At 74.0% G+C, this 16,393-nt stretch carries 12 protein-coding genes; 10 read left to right on the top strand and 2 right to left on the bottom strand.

Going from position 1 to position 16,393, the window contains the following annotated elements:
* The first annotated feature begins 179 nt into the window (after positions 1-179).
* From G7Z13_RS07185 to G7Z13_RS07160, 6 genes are all read left to right on the top strand, one after another.
* Complete coding sequence (locus G7Z13_RS07185; RefSeq protein WP_165997136.1) at positions 180-1,028, top strand: amino acid ABC transporter permease; 849 nt, start codon at positions 180-182, stop codon at positions 1,026-1,028.
* Positions 1,025-2,782, top strand: coding sequence for an FAD/NAD(P)-binding protein (locus G7Z13_RS07180; protein WP_165997134.1), 1,758 nt, complete (start codon positions 1,025-1,027; stop codon positions 2,780-2,782). The genes G7Z13_RS07185 and G7Z13_RS07180 overlap by 4 nt, the downstream gene beginning before the upstream one ends.
* A gap of 58 nt (positions 2,783-2,840) precedes the next feature.
* Complete coding sequence (locus G7Z13_RS07175) at positions 2,841-3,623, top strand: DUF1684 domain-containing protein (RefSeq protein WP_165997132.1); 783 nt, start codon at positions 2,841-2,843, stop codon at positions 3,621-3,623.
* Positions 3,624-3,843: 220 nt separating this feature from the next.
* A complete protein-coding gene (locus G7Z13_RS07170) occupies positions 3,844-4,749 on the top strand; it encodes a S1 family peptidase (RefSeq protein ID WP_165997130.1) in 906 nt (301 codons plus the stop codon).
* Between the two features lie 860 nt (positions 4,750-5,609).
* Positions 5,610-6,692 (top strand): S1 family peptidase, encoded by a 1,083-nt coding sequence (locus G7Z13_RS07165; protein WP_165997128.1) that lies wholly within the window; start codon positions 5,610-5,612, stop codon positions 6,690-6,692.
* Between the two features lie 154 nt (positions 6,693-6,846).
* Positions 6,847-7,452 carry a 2'-5' RNA ligase family protein gene (locus G7Z13_RS07160; RefSeq protein WP_165997126.1) on the top strand — a complete coding sequence of 202 codons (606 nt, stop codon included), beginning with the start codon at positions 6,847-6,849 and terminating at the stop codon, positions 7,450-7,452.
* Positions 7,453-7,469: 17 nt separating this feature from the next.
* Here the strand turns inward: G7Z13_RS07160 and G7Z13_RS07155 are convergent, their stop codons facing one another.
* Positions 7,470-8,492, bottom strand: coding sequence for a DUF3533 domain-containing protein (locus G7Z13_RS07155; protein WP_165997123.1), 1,023 nt, complete (start codon positions 8,490-8,492; stop codon positions 7,470-7,472).
* Positions 8,493-8,624: 132 nt separating this feature from the next.
* On the opposite strand from G7Z13_RS07155, the gene G7Z13_RS07150 reads away from it, so the two are divergent.
* The 3 genes from G7Z13_RS07150 to G7Z13_RS07140 all read left to right on the top strand — a co-directional run bounded on the left by G7Z13_RS07150 (position 8,625) and on the right by G7Z13_RS07140 (position 14,647).
* Positions 8,625-12,218 carry a DNA polymerase III subunit alpha gene (locus tag G7Z13_RS07150; protein WP_166004725.1) on the top strand — a complete coding sequence of 1,198 codons (3,594 nt, stop codon included), beginning with the start codon at positions 8,625-8,627 and terminating at the stop codon, positions 12,216-12,218.
* Positions 12,215-13,222, top strand: a complete 1,008-nt coding sequence (locus tag G7Z13_RS07145) for a hypothetical protein (RefSeq protein WP_165997120.1) — start codon at positions 12,215-12,217, stop codon at positions 13,220-13,222. The genes G7Z13_RS07150 and G7Z13_RS07145 overlap by 4 nt, the downstream gene beginning before the upstream one ends.
* Before the next feature lie 564 nt (positions 13,223-13,786).
* Complete coding sequence (locus G7Z13_RS07140; RefSeq protein WP_165997118.1) at positions 13,787-14,647, top strand: alpha/beta fold hydrolase; 861 nt, start codon at positions 13,787-13,789, stop codon at positions 14,645-14,647.
* Between the two features lie 58 nt (positions 14,648-14,705).
* On the opposite strand, the gene G7Z13_RS07135 is transcribed toward G7Z13_RS07140, so the two are convergent.
* On the bottom strand, positions 14,706-15,746 hold the full coding sequence (locus G7Z13_RS07135) for a lytic polysaccharide monooxygenase (protein ID WP_165997116.1): 1,041 nt from the start codon (positions 15,744-15,746) through the stop codon (positions 14,706-14,708).
* A gap of 179 nt (positions 15,747-15,925) precedes the next feature.
* Between G7Z13_RS07135 and G7Z13_RS07130 the strand changes: the two genes are divergently transcribed.
* The gene (locus tag G7Z13_RS07130; protein WP_165997114.1) at positions 15,926-16,393 is read left to right on the top strand and encodes a GNAT family N-acetyltransferase; all 468 of its coding nucleotides are present in this window, start codon (positions 15,926-15,928) and stop codon (positions 16,391-16,393) included.

The following is a 16,393-nucleotide window of genomic DNA, read 5'->3' as shown; positions in this document are numbered from 1 at the left end:
TGCGAATGCATGGGCCAAGTGGAACAGGTGTCCGGACGGCTCGTCAACCGGTCCCCGGAATGAGACACCGCTTGACAGCCCGGCAGATCCGGCCCGTACTCTCGATCACGGCCGTGCTGAGGGGCTTGGCCGCTGTGTGAAGGCGTCACCGTGTTTGGCCTACGTCACGGAGCCTTCCCATGTCCTCGGACACCCTTGCCCAGGCCCCCGCGCTCTCGGCACCACCCGATCCCGTGCGCATCGTCCCCCAGCGCCGCTACGGACAGTGGTCGGCCGCCGCCCTCGTCCTCGTCCTGCTCGGGTTCGCCGTCCAGTCCGTGCTGCGCAACGACGCCTTCCAGTGGGACGTCGTCGGCGACTACTTCACCTCGGCCGCGGTGCTGCGCGGACTGTGGCTCACCCTCTGGCTGACCGCGGTGGTGATGGTGCTCGGGTTCGCGCTGGGCGCCCTCCTCGCGGCGGCCCGGCTCTCCGCGAACCCCGTGCTCAGAGCCGTCAGCTGGGGATACGTCTGGCTGTTCCGCTCGATCCCGATCCTGGTGCAGCTGCTGCTCTGGTTCAACATCGGGGCGCTGTACCCGCAGATCCTCGGCGTGCGGACGGTCGACCTGCTCGGGCCGGTCGCCGTCGCCGTCATCGGACTCACCCTGCACGAGGCCGCGCACGCCGCCGAGGTGGTGCGCGGCGGGATTCTGTCGGTGGGCGCCGGGCAGATCGAGGCCGCGCAGGCGCTCGGGCTGAGCCGGTGGCGGCGCTGGTGGCGGATCGTGCTGCCGCAGGCGATGCGCTCCATCGTGCCGCCCGCCGGCAACATGCTGATCGGCACCCTCAAGGGCACCTCCATCGTCAGCGTCATCGCCGTCCAGGACCTGCTCTACTCGACCCAGCTCGTCTACCACCAGACCTACCAGGTCATCCCGCTGCTGATGGTGGCCACCGTCTGGTACACCGTCGTCACCTCGGTCCTCGGCGTCGGCCAGCACTACGTCGAGAAGCGCTACGCGCGCGGTACGGAGCGGGTCCGATGAGGGCGTCCCTGGTCATCGTCGGGGCGGGGCCGCGCGGGACCGGCGTCCTGGAGCGGATCGCCGCCAACGCCGCCGAACTGCCGCCCGGAACGGGCCTCGACATCCACCTCGTCGACCCGTACCCGCCGGGCCCCGGACGGATCTGGCGCACCGAGCAGTCACCGCTGCTGTGGATGAACTCCCGCGCCGAGGACGTCACCGTGTTCACCGACTCCAGCGTGCGGATGGCCGGACCCGTCCGGGAGGGCCCCACCCTGCACCAGTGGGCCGGCCTCGACGGGGACGCCTTCGTCGGCCGCCGGGTCCAGGGCTCGTATCTGCGCTGGGCCTACGACCGGGCCGTGGCCGCCCTGCCGCCGGACGTCACCGTGCACCACCACCCCTGCCGCGCCGTGCGCGTCTGCGGGCCGCGCGAGGGCCGCCAGCGGGTCCGGCTGGCGGGCCGCCCGCGCCCGCTCCTCGCCGACGCCGTCGTCCTCACCCTCGGTCACCTCGCCGCCGAACCCGACCCGGAACAGGCCGAACTGGGCGCGTACGCCCGCGCCCACGGCCTCGTCCACCTGCCGCCCGACTTCACCGCCGACAGCGACCTGACCCCGTTGCGGCCGGGCGAGCCGGTCCTGGTGCGCGGTTTCGGGCTGGCCTTCGTCGACCTGATGGTGCTGCTCACCGAGGGCCGGGGCGGACGGTACGACGGGGACACCTACATCCCCTCCGGCCGGGAGCCGGTGCTGTACGTCGGATCGCGGCGCGGAGTGCCGTACCACTCCAAGATCGGCTACCGGCTGGACGGCGCGCCGCCGCCGCTGCCCCGGTTCCTCGGCCCCGCCGAGACCGACGCGCTGCTCGCCCGGCCCGGCGGCTTCGACTTCCGGCGCGACGTGTGGCCGCTGGTGGAGAAGGAGCTGGGCCACGCCCACTACCACCGGCTGTTCACCGCCCACCCCGAGCGCACCGGACTCGGCTGGGCCGCCTTCGAGCGGCGGTACGCCGCCGCCGACGACCCGGCGGAGCGGGCCGCCCTCGTCGCCGCCGCGGTGCCCGACCCGGCCGACCGGCTCGACCTCGCCGCACTCGACCGGCCGCTGGCCGGCGTGCGGTACGACTCGCACGAGGCCTTCCAGGCGGGCCTGCGCCGCTATGTGGAGGCCGACCTGAGACGGCGTCACGATCCCGCGTACAGCCCCGACCAGGCCGTCTTCCTCGCCCTGCTCTCCGTCTACGGGCAGCTGATGCGGCTCGGGGACATCGGCACCTGGTGGCACGGCTTCTTCAGCTACCTCGCCTCCGGGCCGCCGGGACCCCGGCTGCGGCAGCTGCTCGCGCTGTCCCGGGCGGGCGTGCTGCGGTTCGCCGGGGCCGATCTGCGCGTGCGCGCCGAGGACGGGGTGTTCCGGGCGACCAGCCCGACCGTGCCCGGGTTCACCGTCGAGACGCGGGCGCTGGTCGAGGCGCGGCTGCCGCAGCCGACGGTGGCGCGGTCCCGGGACCCGCTGCTGCGGGAGCTGTACGCCGAGGGGGCCGCCGCCACCCCCGACGGGCTGTTGCGCGTGGACCCCGCCGACGGGCGCGTCCTCGACCGGTCCGGCCGGCCGCATCCGCGCCGCTTCGCCCTCGGCCCGCACACCGACGTGCGCGGCGCGGGCGCGTTCACCCGGCCGCACACCGGCGGTCCGGCGTTCCGGCAGAACGACGCGGCGGCCCGGGCGGTGCTGGCGCTCCTGGGGTCTTCGGCGAACCGGGCCGCGGCGTGAACGCGCGTCGCGGTGCTCACACGTGGGTCGGACGACCCGGCACGGAAGGACGGATGGCATGACGACGGACGCGTTCGACGCGTGGAAGCAGTGGCACGAGGGACGCCTGGAGGAGGTGTCCGCCCCCTACGGGGTCCTCGCGCTGAACGCCACGCACTGGCTCGTGGACTATCCGGAGGGTCGACTTCCGGACATCCCCGGGAACTGGACCACCGAGGGGGACGCCGTCGTCCTCACGGCCGCCCGTGCCGACGGGCTGACCCTCGACGGCGCGCCCTTCGAGGGCCGGGTACGGCTCGCGGCCGACTCCGGCCCGGCCGCCGCCGCGCGGGTGGGCTACGGCGCACGACGGCTCGTCGTACTGGTCCGCGAAGGGGCCTGGGCGGTACGCGACTTCGACCCGGCGGCCGAGAACCGCCGCCGGTTCCGCGGCATCGATGCCACGCCCTACGATCAGCGCTGGTCGGTGCCGGGACGCTTCACGCCGTACGGCGAGCACCGCACCGTGCGGGTGGAGAACGCGGACGGACGCCGACGCGGGCTGGGGCTGGCCGGGGAGCTGGCGTTCACCCTCGACGGGCGGGAGCACACGCTCCAGGTGTCGGTGGAGGCCGACGGCTCGCTCTGGGCCGTCTTCGCCGACGCCACCAGCGGAAACGGCAGCCACCGCTTCCGGTTCCTGCGCCCCGGCGCGCCCGACGCGGACGGCCGGACGACGGTGGACTTCAACCGGGCCCTGCTGCCCCCGTGCGCCTTCGCCGACCACTTCATCTGCCCCTTCCCGCCGCCCGGGAACACCCTGGACGTGCCCGTCGCGGCGGGGGAGCGGAACCTGGCCTGACGAACCATCAGCTGCTGTTCAGGGGGCCAATCAGACAGATGGTTCAAAGGTTGACGGCCGAAAGGCACCCTTGCGCCTACCGGCCGTTCGGCCGAATACTCCCACCCAGCGCTTGTCAGGGGCACGGCGTGTCCGGAATCCGGACGCTCGTGCCCCCGGCTGCGCCTCACGGGCCCCGACCCCACGCGGGCCCCCGACTTCCTTTGTGGAGGAACGAAAAGTGAGGATCAAGCGCACCACCCCGCGCAGCGGCATCTCGAGACGGACCCGGCTGACCGCCGTCTCCGCCGGACTCGTGGCCGCAGCCGCGATCGCGATCCCCAACGCGAACGCGTCCGAGTCCACCACGTTCAGCGCCACCGAGCTGAAGAGCGCCGGCGCCTCGGTGCTCAAGGCCGACGTCCCGGGCACCGCCTGGGCCGTCGACAGCAAGAACAACCGCGTGCTCGTGACCGTCGACAGCACGGTCTCCCAGGCCGAGATCGCGAAGATCAAGAAGCAGGCCGGTGCCCACGCCGACGCGCTCACCATCAAGCGCACCCCCGGCAAGTTCACCAAGCTGATCGAGGGCGGCGACGCCATCTACGCGAGCAGCTGGCGCTGCTCCCTCGGCTTCAACGTCCAGGCCAGCAACGGCACCCAGTACTTCCTGACCGCCGGTCACTGCACCGACGGCGCGGGCACCTGGTACTCCAACTCCGGGCGCACCACCGTCCTGGGCACCACCACGGGCTCCAGCTTCCCGGGCAACGACTACGGCATCGTCCGCTACACCAACACGTCGGTGAGCAAGCCCGGCACCGCGAACGGTGTGGACATCACGCGCGCGGCGACCCCGTCCGTGGGCACCACCGTCATCCGGGACGGCTCCACCACCGGCACGCACAGCGGCCGCGTCACCGCGCTGAACGCGACCGTCAACTACGGCGGCGGCGACATCGTCTCCGGTCTGATCCAGACCAACGTCTGCGCCGAGCCCGGCGACTCCGGCGGCCCGCTGTACGGCAGCAACGGCACCGCGTACGGTCTCACCTCCGGCGGCAGCGGCAACTGCTCCACCGGCGGTACGACCTTCTTCCAGCCGGTCACCGAGGCCCTGAGCGCCTACGGCGTCAACGTGTACTGATCCTCACCACGTTCACGGCCGGCACGTCTCAGCCCCCGCACGCACCCGCGTGCGGGGGCTTCTCCCTGCCCGGGCCGAGGCGTCGGACGGGAACGGCCCCCGTGTCCCACCCGTGCGGGTACGCGTTGGCGGTGCATGAACCGTATCCACGTCACCGGCGTGCCGGCGCTGCTCACCGCCGGCGGCGTCCTCACCACCGCGACACCCGCCGGCGCCACTTCCGTCATCGGTTTCGGCAACGCTGCCCACGACAACGCCTGCGCCAACATCGGCGGCCCTCGTGCCGGTGGGCTGCGGAGCGGCACAGCGGCGTCCTCACCGGTCTCGCTGTCGCCTCGCCCGCCGGCAGCCCAGGCAACCGGTGCGGCACCCTGGGACTGCCGGCCATCTTCCACGAGGTGGGTGGCGTCGACGTGATGGGCACTGTGACGGGCGGGGAGGTTCAGCCGCACAGCTGCGAGCACAGCTGCCAACGATCACCTCACCCCTCTCCGACACCGCCCCGGATCACTGGATGCCGGGGCGTTCTCCTGGGGTGTCCGGGGCGGGGAACGCGGCGAGGGGCAGGGGCGCACACGGGTGAAAACGCGTCAGGTCCAGACCTCACCAGCCTGTGCACGGTTACTCACGCGTAGCGTTTGCAGTGCGAATCGCCCGCGCATTCCCCGCCTTTTCCAGCGGGGCGGCGCGGGGTGGTGAAGAAGCCAAGGGCGCGCGGTGGTCACCGTGTGCGCGTCCTGAAGTCGACCTTGTGCGCTACCTGTGCGGTTCGGAAGAGTGGGCGCCCGTCAACCAAGCCTTCGGGCCCGTGGTGGTCCCCACAACCGCCACCGGGCCGACCCCCCACAGGAGGACGTGAGTTGCAGCACCGACGCATACCCAGGCGGCGGGCAGCCGTGACAGGGGCGGGAATCGCCGCACTGGTCGCCGCGGGCGTCACCTTCCAGACTGCGAACGCCAGCGAGCCCTCGGACACGCAGGAGCTCAGGACCCTCTCCGCGATCGCGGCCGGAAAGCTCGCCTCGACGCTGGACCGGGACCTCGGCGCGGACGCGGCGGGCGCCTACTACGACGCCCAGGCCAGGAGCCTGGTGGTGAACGTGCTCGACGAGGCCGCCGCCGAGGTGGTCGAGGAGGCCGGCGCCCGGGCGAGAATCGTCGAGCACTCGCCGGCCGAGCTGAAGAGCGCCCGCACGGCGCTGCAGCAGGACGCGGCCGTCCCGGGCACCGCCTGGGTGACCGACCCGACCACCAACAAGGTCGTCGTCACCGCCGACCGCACCGTCTCCGCGGCGGAGTGGAAGAAGCTGGCCGAGGTCGTCGACGGGCTCGGCCCGGTCGCCGAACTTCAGCGCACGAAGGGGGAGTTCAAGCCCTTCGTCGCCGGTGGCGACGCCATCACCGGCGGTAGCGGGCGCTGCTCGCTCGGCTTCAACGTGGTCAAGGGCGGGGAGCCGTACTTCCTGACCGCCGGCCACTGCACCGAGGGCATCTCCACCTGGTCGGACTCGTCCGGCACCGTCATCGGCCAGAACGAGGTCTCCAGCTTCCCGGGCGACGACTACGGGCTCGTCAAGTACACCGCCGACGTCGAGCACCCGAGCGAGGTGAACCTCTACAACGGCTCGGCCCAGCAGATCGGCGGGGCGGCCGAGGCGACCGTCGGGATGCAGGTCACCCGCAGCGGCTCCACCACGCAGGTGCACTCCGGCAAGGTCACGGGCCTGGACGCCACCGTGAACTACGGCAACGGCGACATCGTCAACGGGCTCATCCAGACCGATGTGTGCGCCGAGCCCGGCGACAGCGGTGGCGCGCTGTTCTCCGGGGACAAGGCCATCGGGCTCACGTCCGGCGGCAGCGGCGACTGCTCCTCCGGCGGCGAGACGTTCTTCCAGCCGGTGACGGAGGCGCTCTCGGCGACGGGGACGCAGATCGGCTGATCCGTCCCGCCACTGTCTGTTCCGCTTCCGGTGAGGTCCCGCCCCGCGCGCGCGAGGGGCGGGACCTTCGTGTGGGCGGGTGCCGGCGGTGGTTGGGGGCTGGGTTCCGGTGACGGCGGCTGCGGGCCGGGTGCCGGGGTGCTTCGATGGTCGTGTGAACGGCAACGGCGAGCCGGTGGACGCGCTGGAGGTGGCGCCGACCCCGCGGACGGCGGTGGCGTGGCTGCCGCCCCGGGAGCTGTGGCCGGCGATCCAGGACATCCGCTGGGAGCACGATCCGCAGGTGCGCCGGTGGCCGCCGCACGTGAACCTGCTGTTCGGTTTCGTGCCGGAGGAGGAGTTCGAGCGGGCCGTGCCGCTGCTCTCCGCCGCGGCGGCGCGCTGTGCGGCGTTCCCGGCGCGGCTGGCCGGGGTGCGCTGGTTCCGGCACCGGCGGTACGCGACGGTGTGGCCCGACCTGGCCGCGGCGGACCGGGCCCCGTGGGTCCGGTTCCACCGGGAGCTGCTGGAGCGGTTCCCGCTCTGCGAGGGGCGGGGTGGGCGCGGTGGCCGCGGTGGGCACTTCACGCCGCATCTCTCCCTCGGCCGCACCCGGGACCCGAAGCCCCTGGCCGCCGAGTGCGCGGCCCGCCTCGGCACCCGGCCGGCCGTGGTCGGGGAACTGACCCTCCTCTCCCGCCGCGAGGAGGGCCCGATGCGGCCGCGGGCGGTGATCACCCTGGGCACGGGGGAGGTGCGCGGGCCACGGGGCACCCCCTAGGGGGCGCCTGCCCGCGGCTACGCGGGTCTCTCCACAGCGCGGCGCTCGCGCAGTGCCGCCGCCGCCAGGGTGATCACGATGCCGGCCGCCGCCCAGGCCGACAGCACCAGCAGGGCGCCCAGGGTGTCGTTGCCCCGGAAGTAGGCGATCGAGCGGGCCGCCCAGGTGCCGGCGCCCGGGGGGAGGGCCGGGCCGATCGCCGCCCAGAACGGGGGGAGCATGGGCAGGGGGAAGGCGCCGCCCGCGCTCGGGTTGCCCGCGATCACCACGAGGAGGATGGCGAGGCCGATGCCGACGATGCCGAAGAGGCCCTGGAGGGCGAGGGTGGCGGCGCCGACGGCGAAGGTGATGAGCGCGCCGAGCCCCCACAGGGCGGCGACACCGCCGGGCAGGGCCTCCAGGACCGGCCCCACGATGAGCGCGCCGCCGAGTCCGCCGGCGACCGACACCAGGGCCATGGTCCCCAGCCGGATCGCCGCGCGGCGCGGGTTCGCGGGCCGGGCACCGGTGCCGATCGCCAGGATCGAGGCGCACAGATAGCCGCCGACGCACCAGCCGACGACCAGGTAGAACGACGACAGCCCGTTGAAGTCCCGCGGCGAGGCCGGGGCCACGTCCACGACCCGCACCGTGCGCCGCTCCGCCTTCGCCAGGGTGGTGGTCAGCTGCTCCAGGGCGGTGGCGAGCACGGTGCCGCCGCCGGAGGCGACCAGGAGCGTGTCGGCGGGGCCGGCCGGGTTCAGCACCAGGGCGCCGCCGATGTCGCGGTCCCAGATCTGCTCGCGGGCCGTCGCCTCGTCGGCCACCGCCCGCGGGTCCAGGGGCGAGCCCGGCAGCCGTTCCAGCCGGGTGACCGCTTGCCGGGCGGCGGCCTCGGGCGCGGCCACCGCGAAGGGCACGTCCCGCGGCTTCGGGTCGTGCAGCGCTCCCACGTACGAGGCGATGAACAGCAGCTGGAGGGCGATCACGCCGAGGACGAGCAGGGTCGCCCGCGGTGTGACGGCGTCCTTCACCTCGCGGAGGAACGTGGTCCGTGTCATGTCCCCACAGTCCCGGTCGGAGGGTGTTTCCGCAGGTGGGAGGCGCCCGAACGGTTGTCGTACACGTGTTCGGGATTTGGTCTATGGTGGTGGTGAGCAGGTTGGGAACGGATGTTCGAGCAGGAGGTGCGGATGCCGGGCTTCACGCATCTGCGCACCGTCTCCGGGTTCTCCCTGCGCTACGGCGCCTCGCACCCGGAGCGGCTGGCCGAGCGTGCCGTGGAGCGCGGCATGGACGCCCTCGCCCTCACCGACCGCGACACCCTCGCCGGCGCCGTCCGCTTCGCCAAGGCCTGCGCCCGCGCGGGTGTGCGCCCGCTGTTCGGTGTGAACCTGGCGGTGGAGCCGGCGGCGACCGCCCCCGAGCCCGGCGCCCACCGGGAGCGGCGCCGCCGCACCCCCGTGCGCGGCGGTCTCTTCGTCGACGAGTCGACCCCGCGCGTCACCTTCCTCGCCCGCGACGGCGCCCGCGGCTGGGCCGACCTGTGCCGCCTGGTCACCGCCGCGCACCGGCGGGAAGGCACCCCCGTCCTGCCCTGGGACGGCAACCACGCCGACGGCCTGATCGTGCTGCTCGGCCCCGACTCCGACGTCGGCCGCGCCCTCGCCGCGGGCCGCCCCGACCGGGCCGCCCGGCTCCTCGCCCCCTGGCGCGAGGTCTACGGCGACGCCCTGCGCCTGGAGACGGTGTGGCACGGCCGTACCGGCACCGGACCCGGCTCCCTGCGGCTGGCCGCGCGGACCGCGGGCTTCGCCGCCGAGCAGGGCGTCCGCCCGGTGCTGAGCAATGCCGTGCGCTACGCCGACCCCGGGCAGGGCCGGGTCGCCGACGTGCTGGACGCCGCCCGCCGCCTGGTCCCGATCGACCCGGCCAAGGAGCTGGACTCCGGCGAGGCCTGGCTCAAGGGCGCGGACGCCATGCGCGAGGCGGCCGAGCGGATCGTGGAGGCCGCCGGGTACCGGCGCGAGGCCGCCCTGCGGCTGCTGGAGCAGACCCGGGCGACGGCCGCCGAGTGCCTGGTCGACCCCGAGGACGACCTCGGCATCGGCACCGTCCACTTCCCCGAACCGCACCTGGTCGGCGCGGACCGCCGCACCGCCCAGCGGGTGCTCGCCTCCCGGGCGGCGGCCGGCATGGTGCGGCTCGGCTACACCGGCCGCCGCGCCTACTGGGAGCGGGTGCACCAGGAGCTGGACATCATCGCCCACCACGGCTTCGCCTCCTACTTCCTGACGGTCGCCCAGGTCGTGGAAGACGTCCGGGAGATGGGCATCCGGGTGGCCGCGCGCGGCTCCGGCGCGGGCTCCCTCGTCAACCACCTGCTCGGCATCGCGCACGCCGACCCGGTCGAGCACCGGCTGCTGATGGAGCGCTTCCTGTCCAGGGAGCGGGTCGTCCTGCCTGACATCGACATCGACGTGGAGTCCGCGCGCCGCCTGGAGGTCTACCGGGCGATCATCGGCCGGTTCGGCGCCGAGCGGGTCGCCACGGTCGCGATGCCCGAGACCTACCGGGTGCGGCACGCGATCCGCGACGTCGGCGCGGCCCTGTCCCTGGACCCGGCCGAGATCGACCGCCTCGCCAAGTCCTTCCCGCACATCCGCGCCCGCGACGCCCGCGCGGCGCTGGCGGAGCTGCCCGAACTGAAGGCGCTCGCCGCCGAGCAGGAGCGGTACGGCGAGCTGTGGGAACTGGTCGAGGCGCTGGACGCGCTGCCGCGCGGGGTCGCCATGCACCCCTGCGGCGTACTGCTCTCCGACGCCTCCCTGCTCTCCCGGACGCCCGTGATGCCGACCAGCGGCGAGGGCTTCCCGATGGCGCAGTTCGACAAGGACGACGTGGAGGACCTGGGACTGCTCAAACTGGACGTGCTGGGCGTGCGGATGCAGTCGGCGATGGCGCACGCGGTCGCCGAGGTGAGGCGCGTGACGGGCACCGAGGTCGACCTGGACGCGCTGCCGCCGGGCGACCCGGCGACGTACGCCCTGATCCGCTCCACCGAGACCCTGGGCTGCTTCCAGATCGAGTCGCCGGGCCAGCGGGACCTGGTGGGGCGGCTCCAGCCGGCCACGTTCCACGACCTGGTCGTCGACATCTCCCTGTTCCGGCCGGGCCCGGTCGCCGCCGACATGGTGCGGCCGTTCATCGAGGCGCGGCACGGACGGGCGCCGGTGCGCTACCCGCACCCGGATCTGGAGGAGCCGCTGAGGGAGACGTACGGGGTCGTCGTCTTCCACGAGCAGGTCATCGACATCGTCGACATCATGACCGGCTGCGGGCGCGGCGAGGCCGACCGGGTGCGCCGCGGGCTGTCCGACCCGGAGTCGCAGGGGCGGATCAAGGTGTGGTTCGCCCAGCACGCGGCGGCGCGCGGCTACGACGCGGAAACGATTCGGCGCACCTGGGAGATCGTCGAGGCCTTCGGGTCGTACGGCTTCTGCAAGGCGCACGCGGTCGCGTTCGCCGTGCCGACCTACCAGTCGGCCTGGCTGAAGGCCCATCACCCGGCCGCCTTCTACGCCGGGCTGCTCACCCACGACCCCGGCATGTACCCGAAGCGGCTGCTGCTGGCGGACGCGCGGCGGCGCGGGGTGCCGATCCTGCCGCTGGACGTGAACAAGTCGGGGGTCGCACACAGGATCGAACTGGTGTCTGAATCACCGGAGGTGTGGGGGCTCCGGCTCGCCCTCTCCGACGTCCACAACATCAGCGAGGCCGAGGCGCGGCGGATCGAGGACGGGCAGCCCTACTCCTCCCTGCTCGACTTCTGGGAACGGGCCCGGCCCAGCCGACCGCTCGCCCAGCGGCTCGCCCAGGTCGGCGCGCTCGACGCGTTCGGCGCCAACCGCCGCGACCTGCAACTGCACCTGACCGAACTGCACCGGGGCACCCGGGGCATGGGCGGCGGCGGAGGGCAACTGCCCCTGCCCGGCGGCCGGAAGACCGCCCCCGCCGGGTTGCCCGACCTCTCCGCGGAGGAGCGGCTGAGCGCCGAGCTGGGCGTGCTCTCCATGGACGCCTCACGCAACCTGATGGACGACTACCGCGAGTTCCTCGACGAGCTGGGCGTCGTCCCCGCGCGCCGGCTGCGCGCTGCCCGGCACGGGGAGACCGTGCTGGTCGCGGGCGCCAAGGCGGCCACCCAGACCCCGCCGGTCCGGTCCGGCAGGCGGGTCGTCTTCACCACCCTGGACGACGGCACCGGCCTGGTCGACCTGGCCTTCTTCGACGACTCCCACGACGCCTGCGCCCACACCGTCTTCCACTCCTGGCTGCTGCTGGTGCGCGGCGTGGTCCAGCGGCGCGGCCCGCGCAGCCTCAGCGTGGTCGGCGCCGCCGTCTGGAACCTCGCCGAACTGGTCGAGGCGCGCCGGGAGGAAGGACTGGAGGGGGTCGCCGCCCGGCTCGCCGGCGCACCCGGCCCCGGCCCGGCGCCCGGCGACGGTTCCGCGTCCGGCGACGGCCCGGCGTCCGGCGACGGTTCCGCGCCCGGTGACGGCGGGGGGCCCGCGCGGAGGCGGCTCGCCGGTTCCGACGGGCTGCCCGCCCCGGCCGGCTCCGCCGCGCCGGACCGCATGGACGACCACCGGTCGCGGACCATCCGCATGCCCACCGGGTACGAGATGCACCCCTGGGCGGATCTGCGGCCCGCGGGCGAGGAGCCCGCACAGACACGTTCACAGGCACGGAAGTTGTGGCACCAGAGTCCGGGGAGTGCGGGATGACGATTCTCTGCGTCCGTTTCCAGCTGCCGCCGATGTACGAGACGGCCCTGCCGGGGCTGCTCGGGCTGCTGGAGGAGTTCACGCCGGTCGTCGAGGCCCTGCCACCCGACGGGGCGCTCGCCGATCTCGGCGGCGCCGAACGCTACTTCGGGCGCGACGCCCTCGCACTGGCCTCCGTGATCCGGGTCCGCGCCCTCGCCCACTTCGGCGTCGACTGCGCGATCGGCGCCGGGCCGGGCCCGATGCTGGCCCGGATCGCGCTGCGCTCCGCCCGGCCCGGGGTGACCTGCGCGGTCCCCGAGGACGCGGTGGCCGAGTTCCTCGCCGACCGGCCCGTCGCCGTGCTCCCCGGCGTGGGCGCCGCGACCGCCCGCACCCTGTGCGACTACGGCCTCGACACCCTCGGCCGGGTCGCCGCCGCGCCACTGTCCACGCTCCAGCGCCTGGTCGGCGCGAAGGCGGGCCGCGAACTGCACGAGAAGGCGAACGGCATCGACCGCGGCCGGGTCGTGCCCAACGCCGTCTCCCTCCCCCAAGCTCTCGGCTGCGCTCGAGCAGGGGGGACCCCCATCCTCGCCACGGAACGCCCCTTCGACCGCGACGAACTGGACCCCGAACGCCACCGCCGCGCCCTGCTGTCGGCCGTCGAGGAGATCGGTGCCCGGCTGCGGGCCGTGGACAAGGTCTGCCGCACCCTCACCCTCACCGTGCGCTACGCCGACCGGTCCGCCACCACCCGCTCCCGCACCCTCGCCGAGCCGACCGCCCACTCCGCGGCGCTGGCGAGGACGGTCTACGGCATGTACGACGCCCTCGGCCTCCAGCGCGCCCGGGTCCGCGCCGTCGCCCTGCGCGCCGAGGGCCTGATCCCCGCCGAACAGGCCTCCCACCAGCTCACCTTCGACCCCGCGGACGAACGGATCCGCCGTATCGAGGAGGTCGCCGACCGCGCACGGGCCAAGTTCGGGCCGCGCGCGGTGATGCCGGGAAGACTGGCGGCGTAGATTGACCGGCCGGCCCCGACGATCGATCTGCGCCCCTTCACCCCCGAGGACGAGCAGGCCGTGCCGGACCTCGTCGCCGCCTGCGAGAACTGGTTCGCCACCGCCACCGAAGCGGCTGCTGCTCATCGAGGCGGGGGGCGAGGTGACCGGGCTCGTGGACGCCGTCCTCGGCCACTGGGACCCGGAGACCTGCGCGGCCGGCTGCTCTCTGCTCGCCCCCCGGTGGCGCCGTCGCCGCGTCCCTGCTGTCCACCGCGCCGGACGTACGCCGTATCACGGCGGCCCTCCCACCCGGCTGGGCCCCATACACCTCCTTCCTGCGCGCCACCGGCTTCCGTAGCACGGCCATCCCGGGGGCCTCCGTGGGCAACCGCACCACCGGACCGGCCGGACAGGCGGCGCTGCGCGCGGAGCTGGACGTCCGGTCCGGGTTTTGCCGTCGCGCGACTTCCCCTTGGGGCTACCCGTCCGTAACTTGACGGAAGAACAGCATCCCGTGATCCGGATCACCGGGCGCAAGGCAGACGCACTCTCCTTCCCCACGAGCCGTCAGGAGATCACCCGATGCTGCCCTGGAGCCGAATACGCAGATCCGCGGCCGCCCTGCTGCTGGCCGCCGCGGCCGTCCTCGTCCCCGCCACCACCGCCCACGCCGCCGATGCCCCGAGCCGGGGCTGGAACGACTACGGCTGCAAGCCCTCCGCCGCCCACCCCCGCCCCGTCGTGCTGGTCCACGGCACCTTCGGCAACTCCGTCGACAACTGGCTGGGCCTCGCCCCCTACCTGGTCGAGCGCGGCTACTGCGTCTTCTCCCTCGACTACGGCCGGCTGCCCGGCGTCCCCTTCTTCCACGGGCTCGGGCCCATCGAGAAGTCCGCGCAGGAGCTGGACGCGTTCGTCGACAAGGTGCTCGGCGCGACCGGCGCCGCCGAGGTCGACCTGGTCGGCCACTCGCAGGGCGGCATGATGCCCCGTCACTACCTCAAGTTCCTCGGCGGCGCCGCCGAGGTGAACGCGCTCGTCGGCATCGCGCCCGACAACCACGGCACCACCCTCGCCGGACTCACCCGGCTGCTGCCCTACTTCCCCGGCGCCGAGGACCTGCTCTCCACCGCCACCCCGGCGCTCGCCGACCAGATCGCCGGATCCGCCTTCCTCACCAGGCTCAACGCGGGCGGCGACACCGTGCCCGGCGTCCGCTACACCGTGCTCGCGACCAAGTACGAGCAGGTCGTCACGCCGTACCGCAGCGGGTTCCTCGACGGGCCGAACGTGCGCAACGTGCTGCTCCAGGACCTCTGTCCGGTCGACTTCTCCGAGCATCTGGCCATCGGGCTGTTCGACCGGATCGCCTTCCACGCGGTGGCGGGCGCTCTCGACCCGGCGAACGCCCGGCCCACCACCTGCGCCGCCGCGTTCGGCTGACGCCGCCGGGGTCCGACCGGCCTGAGCCGCCGGTCGGACCCCGGAGTCGCGCGTCGCCTCAGCGGCCGTGCCGGCCGCCGGTGGCCGCCTTGCGGCGCACCGAGGCGAACAGGGCCGCCGCGCCCAGCGCCAGCGCGGCGGCGCCGCCGACGGCGACGTAGGCCGTACCGCTGTCGCCGCCGGTCTCGGCGAGGTTCCCGGAGGCGCCCGCCGCCTTCGGCTGGTTGGCCGGCGCCTCACCGGCCGGCTCCCCATCGGCGGGCTCGGCGGCAGCCGGCTCCCCAGCGGCCGGCTCCGCGGCGGCGGGCTGCGCCGTCGTCCGGTGGTCGTCGTCGCCGTGCCCGTGGTTCTCGACGGTCGACCGGTCGGCGCCCGCCTCGATCTGCTTCTGGGAGGGCACGGACGCGGACGGGGCCGGGGCGGCACTCTCCGCCGTACCGCCGTCAGCCGCCGCGCCGCCGCCGAAGGTGACGTCGGAGCAGGAGTAGAACGCCTCCGGGCTGTCCGAGCGCTGCCAGACCGCGTACAGCACGTGCGCGCCGGAGCGCTCGGGGAGCGTGCCGGTGAAGGTGTAGAAGCCGCCCGCCGCGGCCGGGTCGACGGCCGTCGCCACCGGGTTGGCCAGGTCCAGGTCGTCCCAGGCCAGCGGCTGGGCCGGGTCGTACCCCGGCTTGGTCAGATACACCGTGAAGGTGCCCTTGTGCGGGGCCGTCACCCGGTACTTGAAGGTGTACGAGCCGCTGCGCACCCCGGTCGCCGGCCAGTCGGCGCGGGCCAGGTCGAGGCCGTTGAACTGCTCGTTGTTCGCGCTGCACAGCTTGCCGTCCGGGATCAGCTCGCGGTGCCGCCCGGCGGCGTCGCCGATGCGGACGCCGTTCCAGTCGTACAGCGCCTGGGTGCCGCCCGCCGCGACCGCCGCCTTGCACGCGTCCGACGACGGGCTCTCCGGTCCCTCGGCGTAACACTGCGAGACCCGGCTGACGGGGTCGCCCATCGTGCCGTGCGCGGCCGCGGGCGCGGCGGACAGGGTGGTCAGGGCGAGCGGGCCGAGGCCGAGGGCGGCGGTGACGGCGGCCGTGCGGCGGCGGCGCTGGGGCATGGCGGAACTCCTGGGGCGGTCGGGGCGAGTGCTTCCGTCGGGTCCGTGGGATCCCGTGGGGTGATCAGAAGCTAGCCCCGGAAAACCGCGAGAACGCCTGCCGGAGGCGGTCGGCGGAGATCCTTATGCTGCCGTTAAGGACGTGCTGAGACTGCGCTCAGGGAGCTACCGTCCGGAGCGTGAACGACAGGTGCCATGAAGAGGTCAGGGCGGCGGTGACCGCCGACGTACCCGCCGTGAAGGCGGTGACCGACGCGGCGTACCACCCCTACATCGCCCGCATCGGCGTCGTGCCGCAGCCCATGGAGGCGGACCACGCGGCGGACGTGGCCGCGGGGCGGGTGTTCGTCACCGGGCACCCGGTGACCGGACTCGTCGTCCTGGACGCGTACGAGGACCATCTGTTCCTCGACAGCATCGCCGTCCACCCGGACGCCCACGGCCGGGGCGTGGGGCGGCGGCTGCTGCGGTTCGCCGACGCGCACGCGCGCGTGCTCGGCCTGCCCGAGATCAGGCTCTACACGAACGCGATGATGTGGGAGAACCAGACGATCTACCCGAAGTACGGTTACGAGGTCGTGGAGCGGCGCGTCGACGGGCCGTACCACCGGATCCACTACCGCAAGCTCCTGCACCGCCCGGCTTGA

The sequence above is a fragment of the Streptomyces sp. JB150 genome, from assembly GCF_011193355.1.
Classification (GTDB): domain Bacteria; phylum Actinomycetota; class Actinomycetes; order Streptomycetales; family Streptomycetaceae; genus Streptomyces.
The sequence above is the reverse complement of the archived record's forward strand: the minus strand, read 5'-3'. Positions and strand labels throughout refer to the sequence as shown.

Coding starts and splice junctions, on each gene's coding strand:
- G7Z13_RS07135 (WP_165997116.1), bottom strand. CDS start 15,746: ATGCCCCAGCGCCGCCGCCGCACGGCCGCCGTCACCGCCGCCCTCGGC.
- G7Z13_RS07175 (WP_165997132.1), top strand. CDS start 2,841: ATGACGACGGACGCGTTCGACGCGTGGAAGCAGTGGCACGAGGGACGC.
- G7Z13_RS07155 (WP_165997123.1), bottom strand. CDS start 8,492: ATGACACGGACCACGTTCCTCCGCGAGGTGAAGGACGCCGTCACACCG.
- G7Z13_RS07150 (WP_166004725.1), top strand. CDS start 8,625: ATGCCGGGCTTCACGCATCTGCGCACCGTCTCCGGGTTCTCCCTGCGC.
- G7Z13_RS07140 (WP_165997118.1), top strand. CDS start 13,787: ATGCTGCCCTGGAGCCGAATACGCAGATCCGCGGCCGCCCTGCTGCTG.
- G7Z13_RS07185 (WP_165997136.1), top strand. CDS start 180: ATGTCCTCGGACACCCTTGCCCAGGCCCCCGCGCTCTCGGCACCACCC.
- G7Z13_RS07145 (WP_165997120.1), top strand. CDS start 12,215: ATGACGATTCTCTGCGTCCGTTTCCAGCTGCCGCCGATGTACGAGACG.
- G7Z13_RS07180 (WP_165997134.1), top strand. CDS start 1,025: ATGAGGGCGTCCCTGGTCATCGTCGGGGCGGGGCCGCGCGGGACCGGC.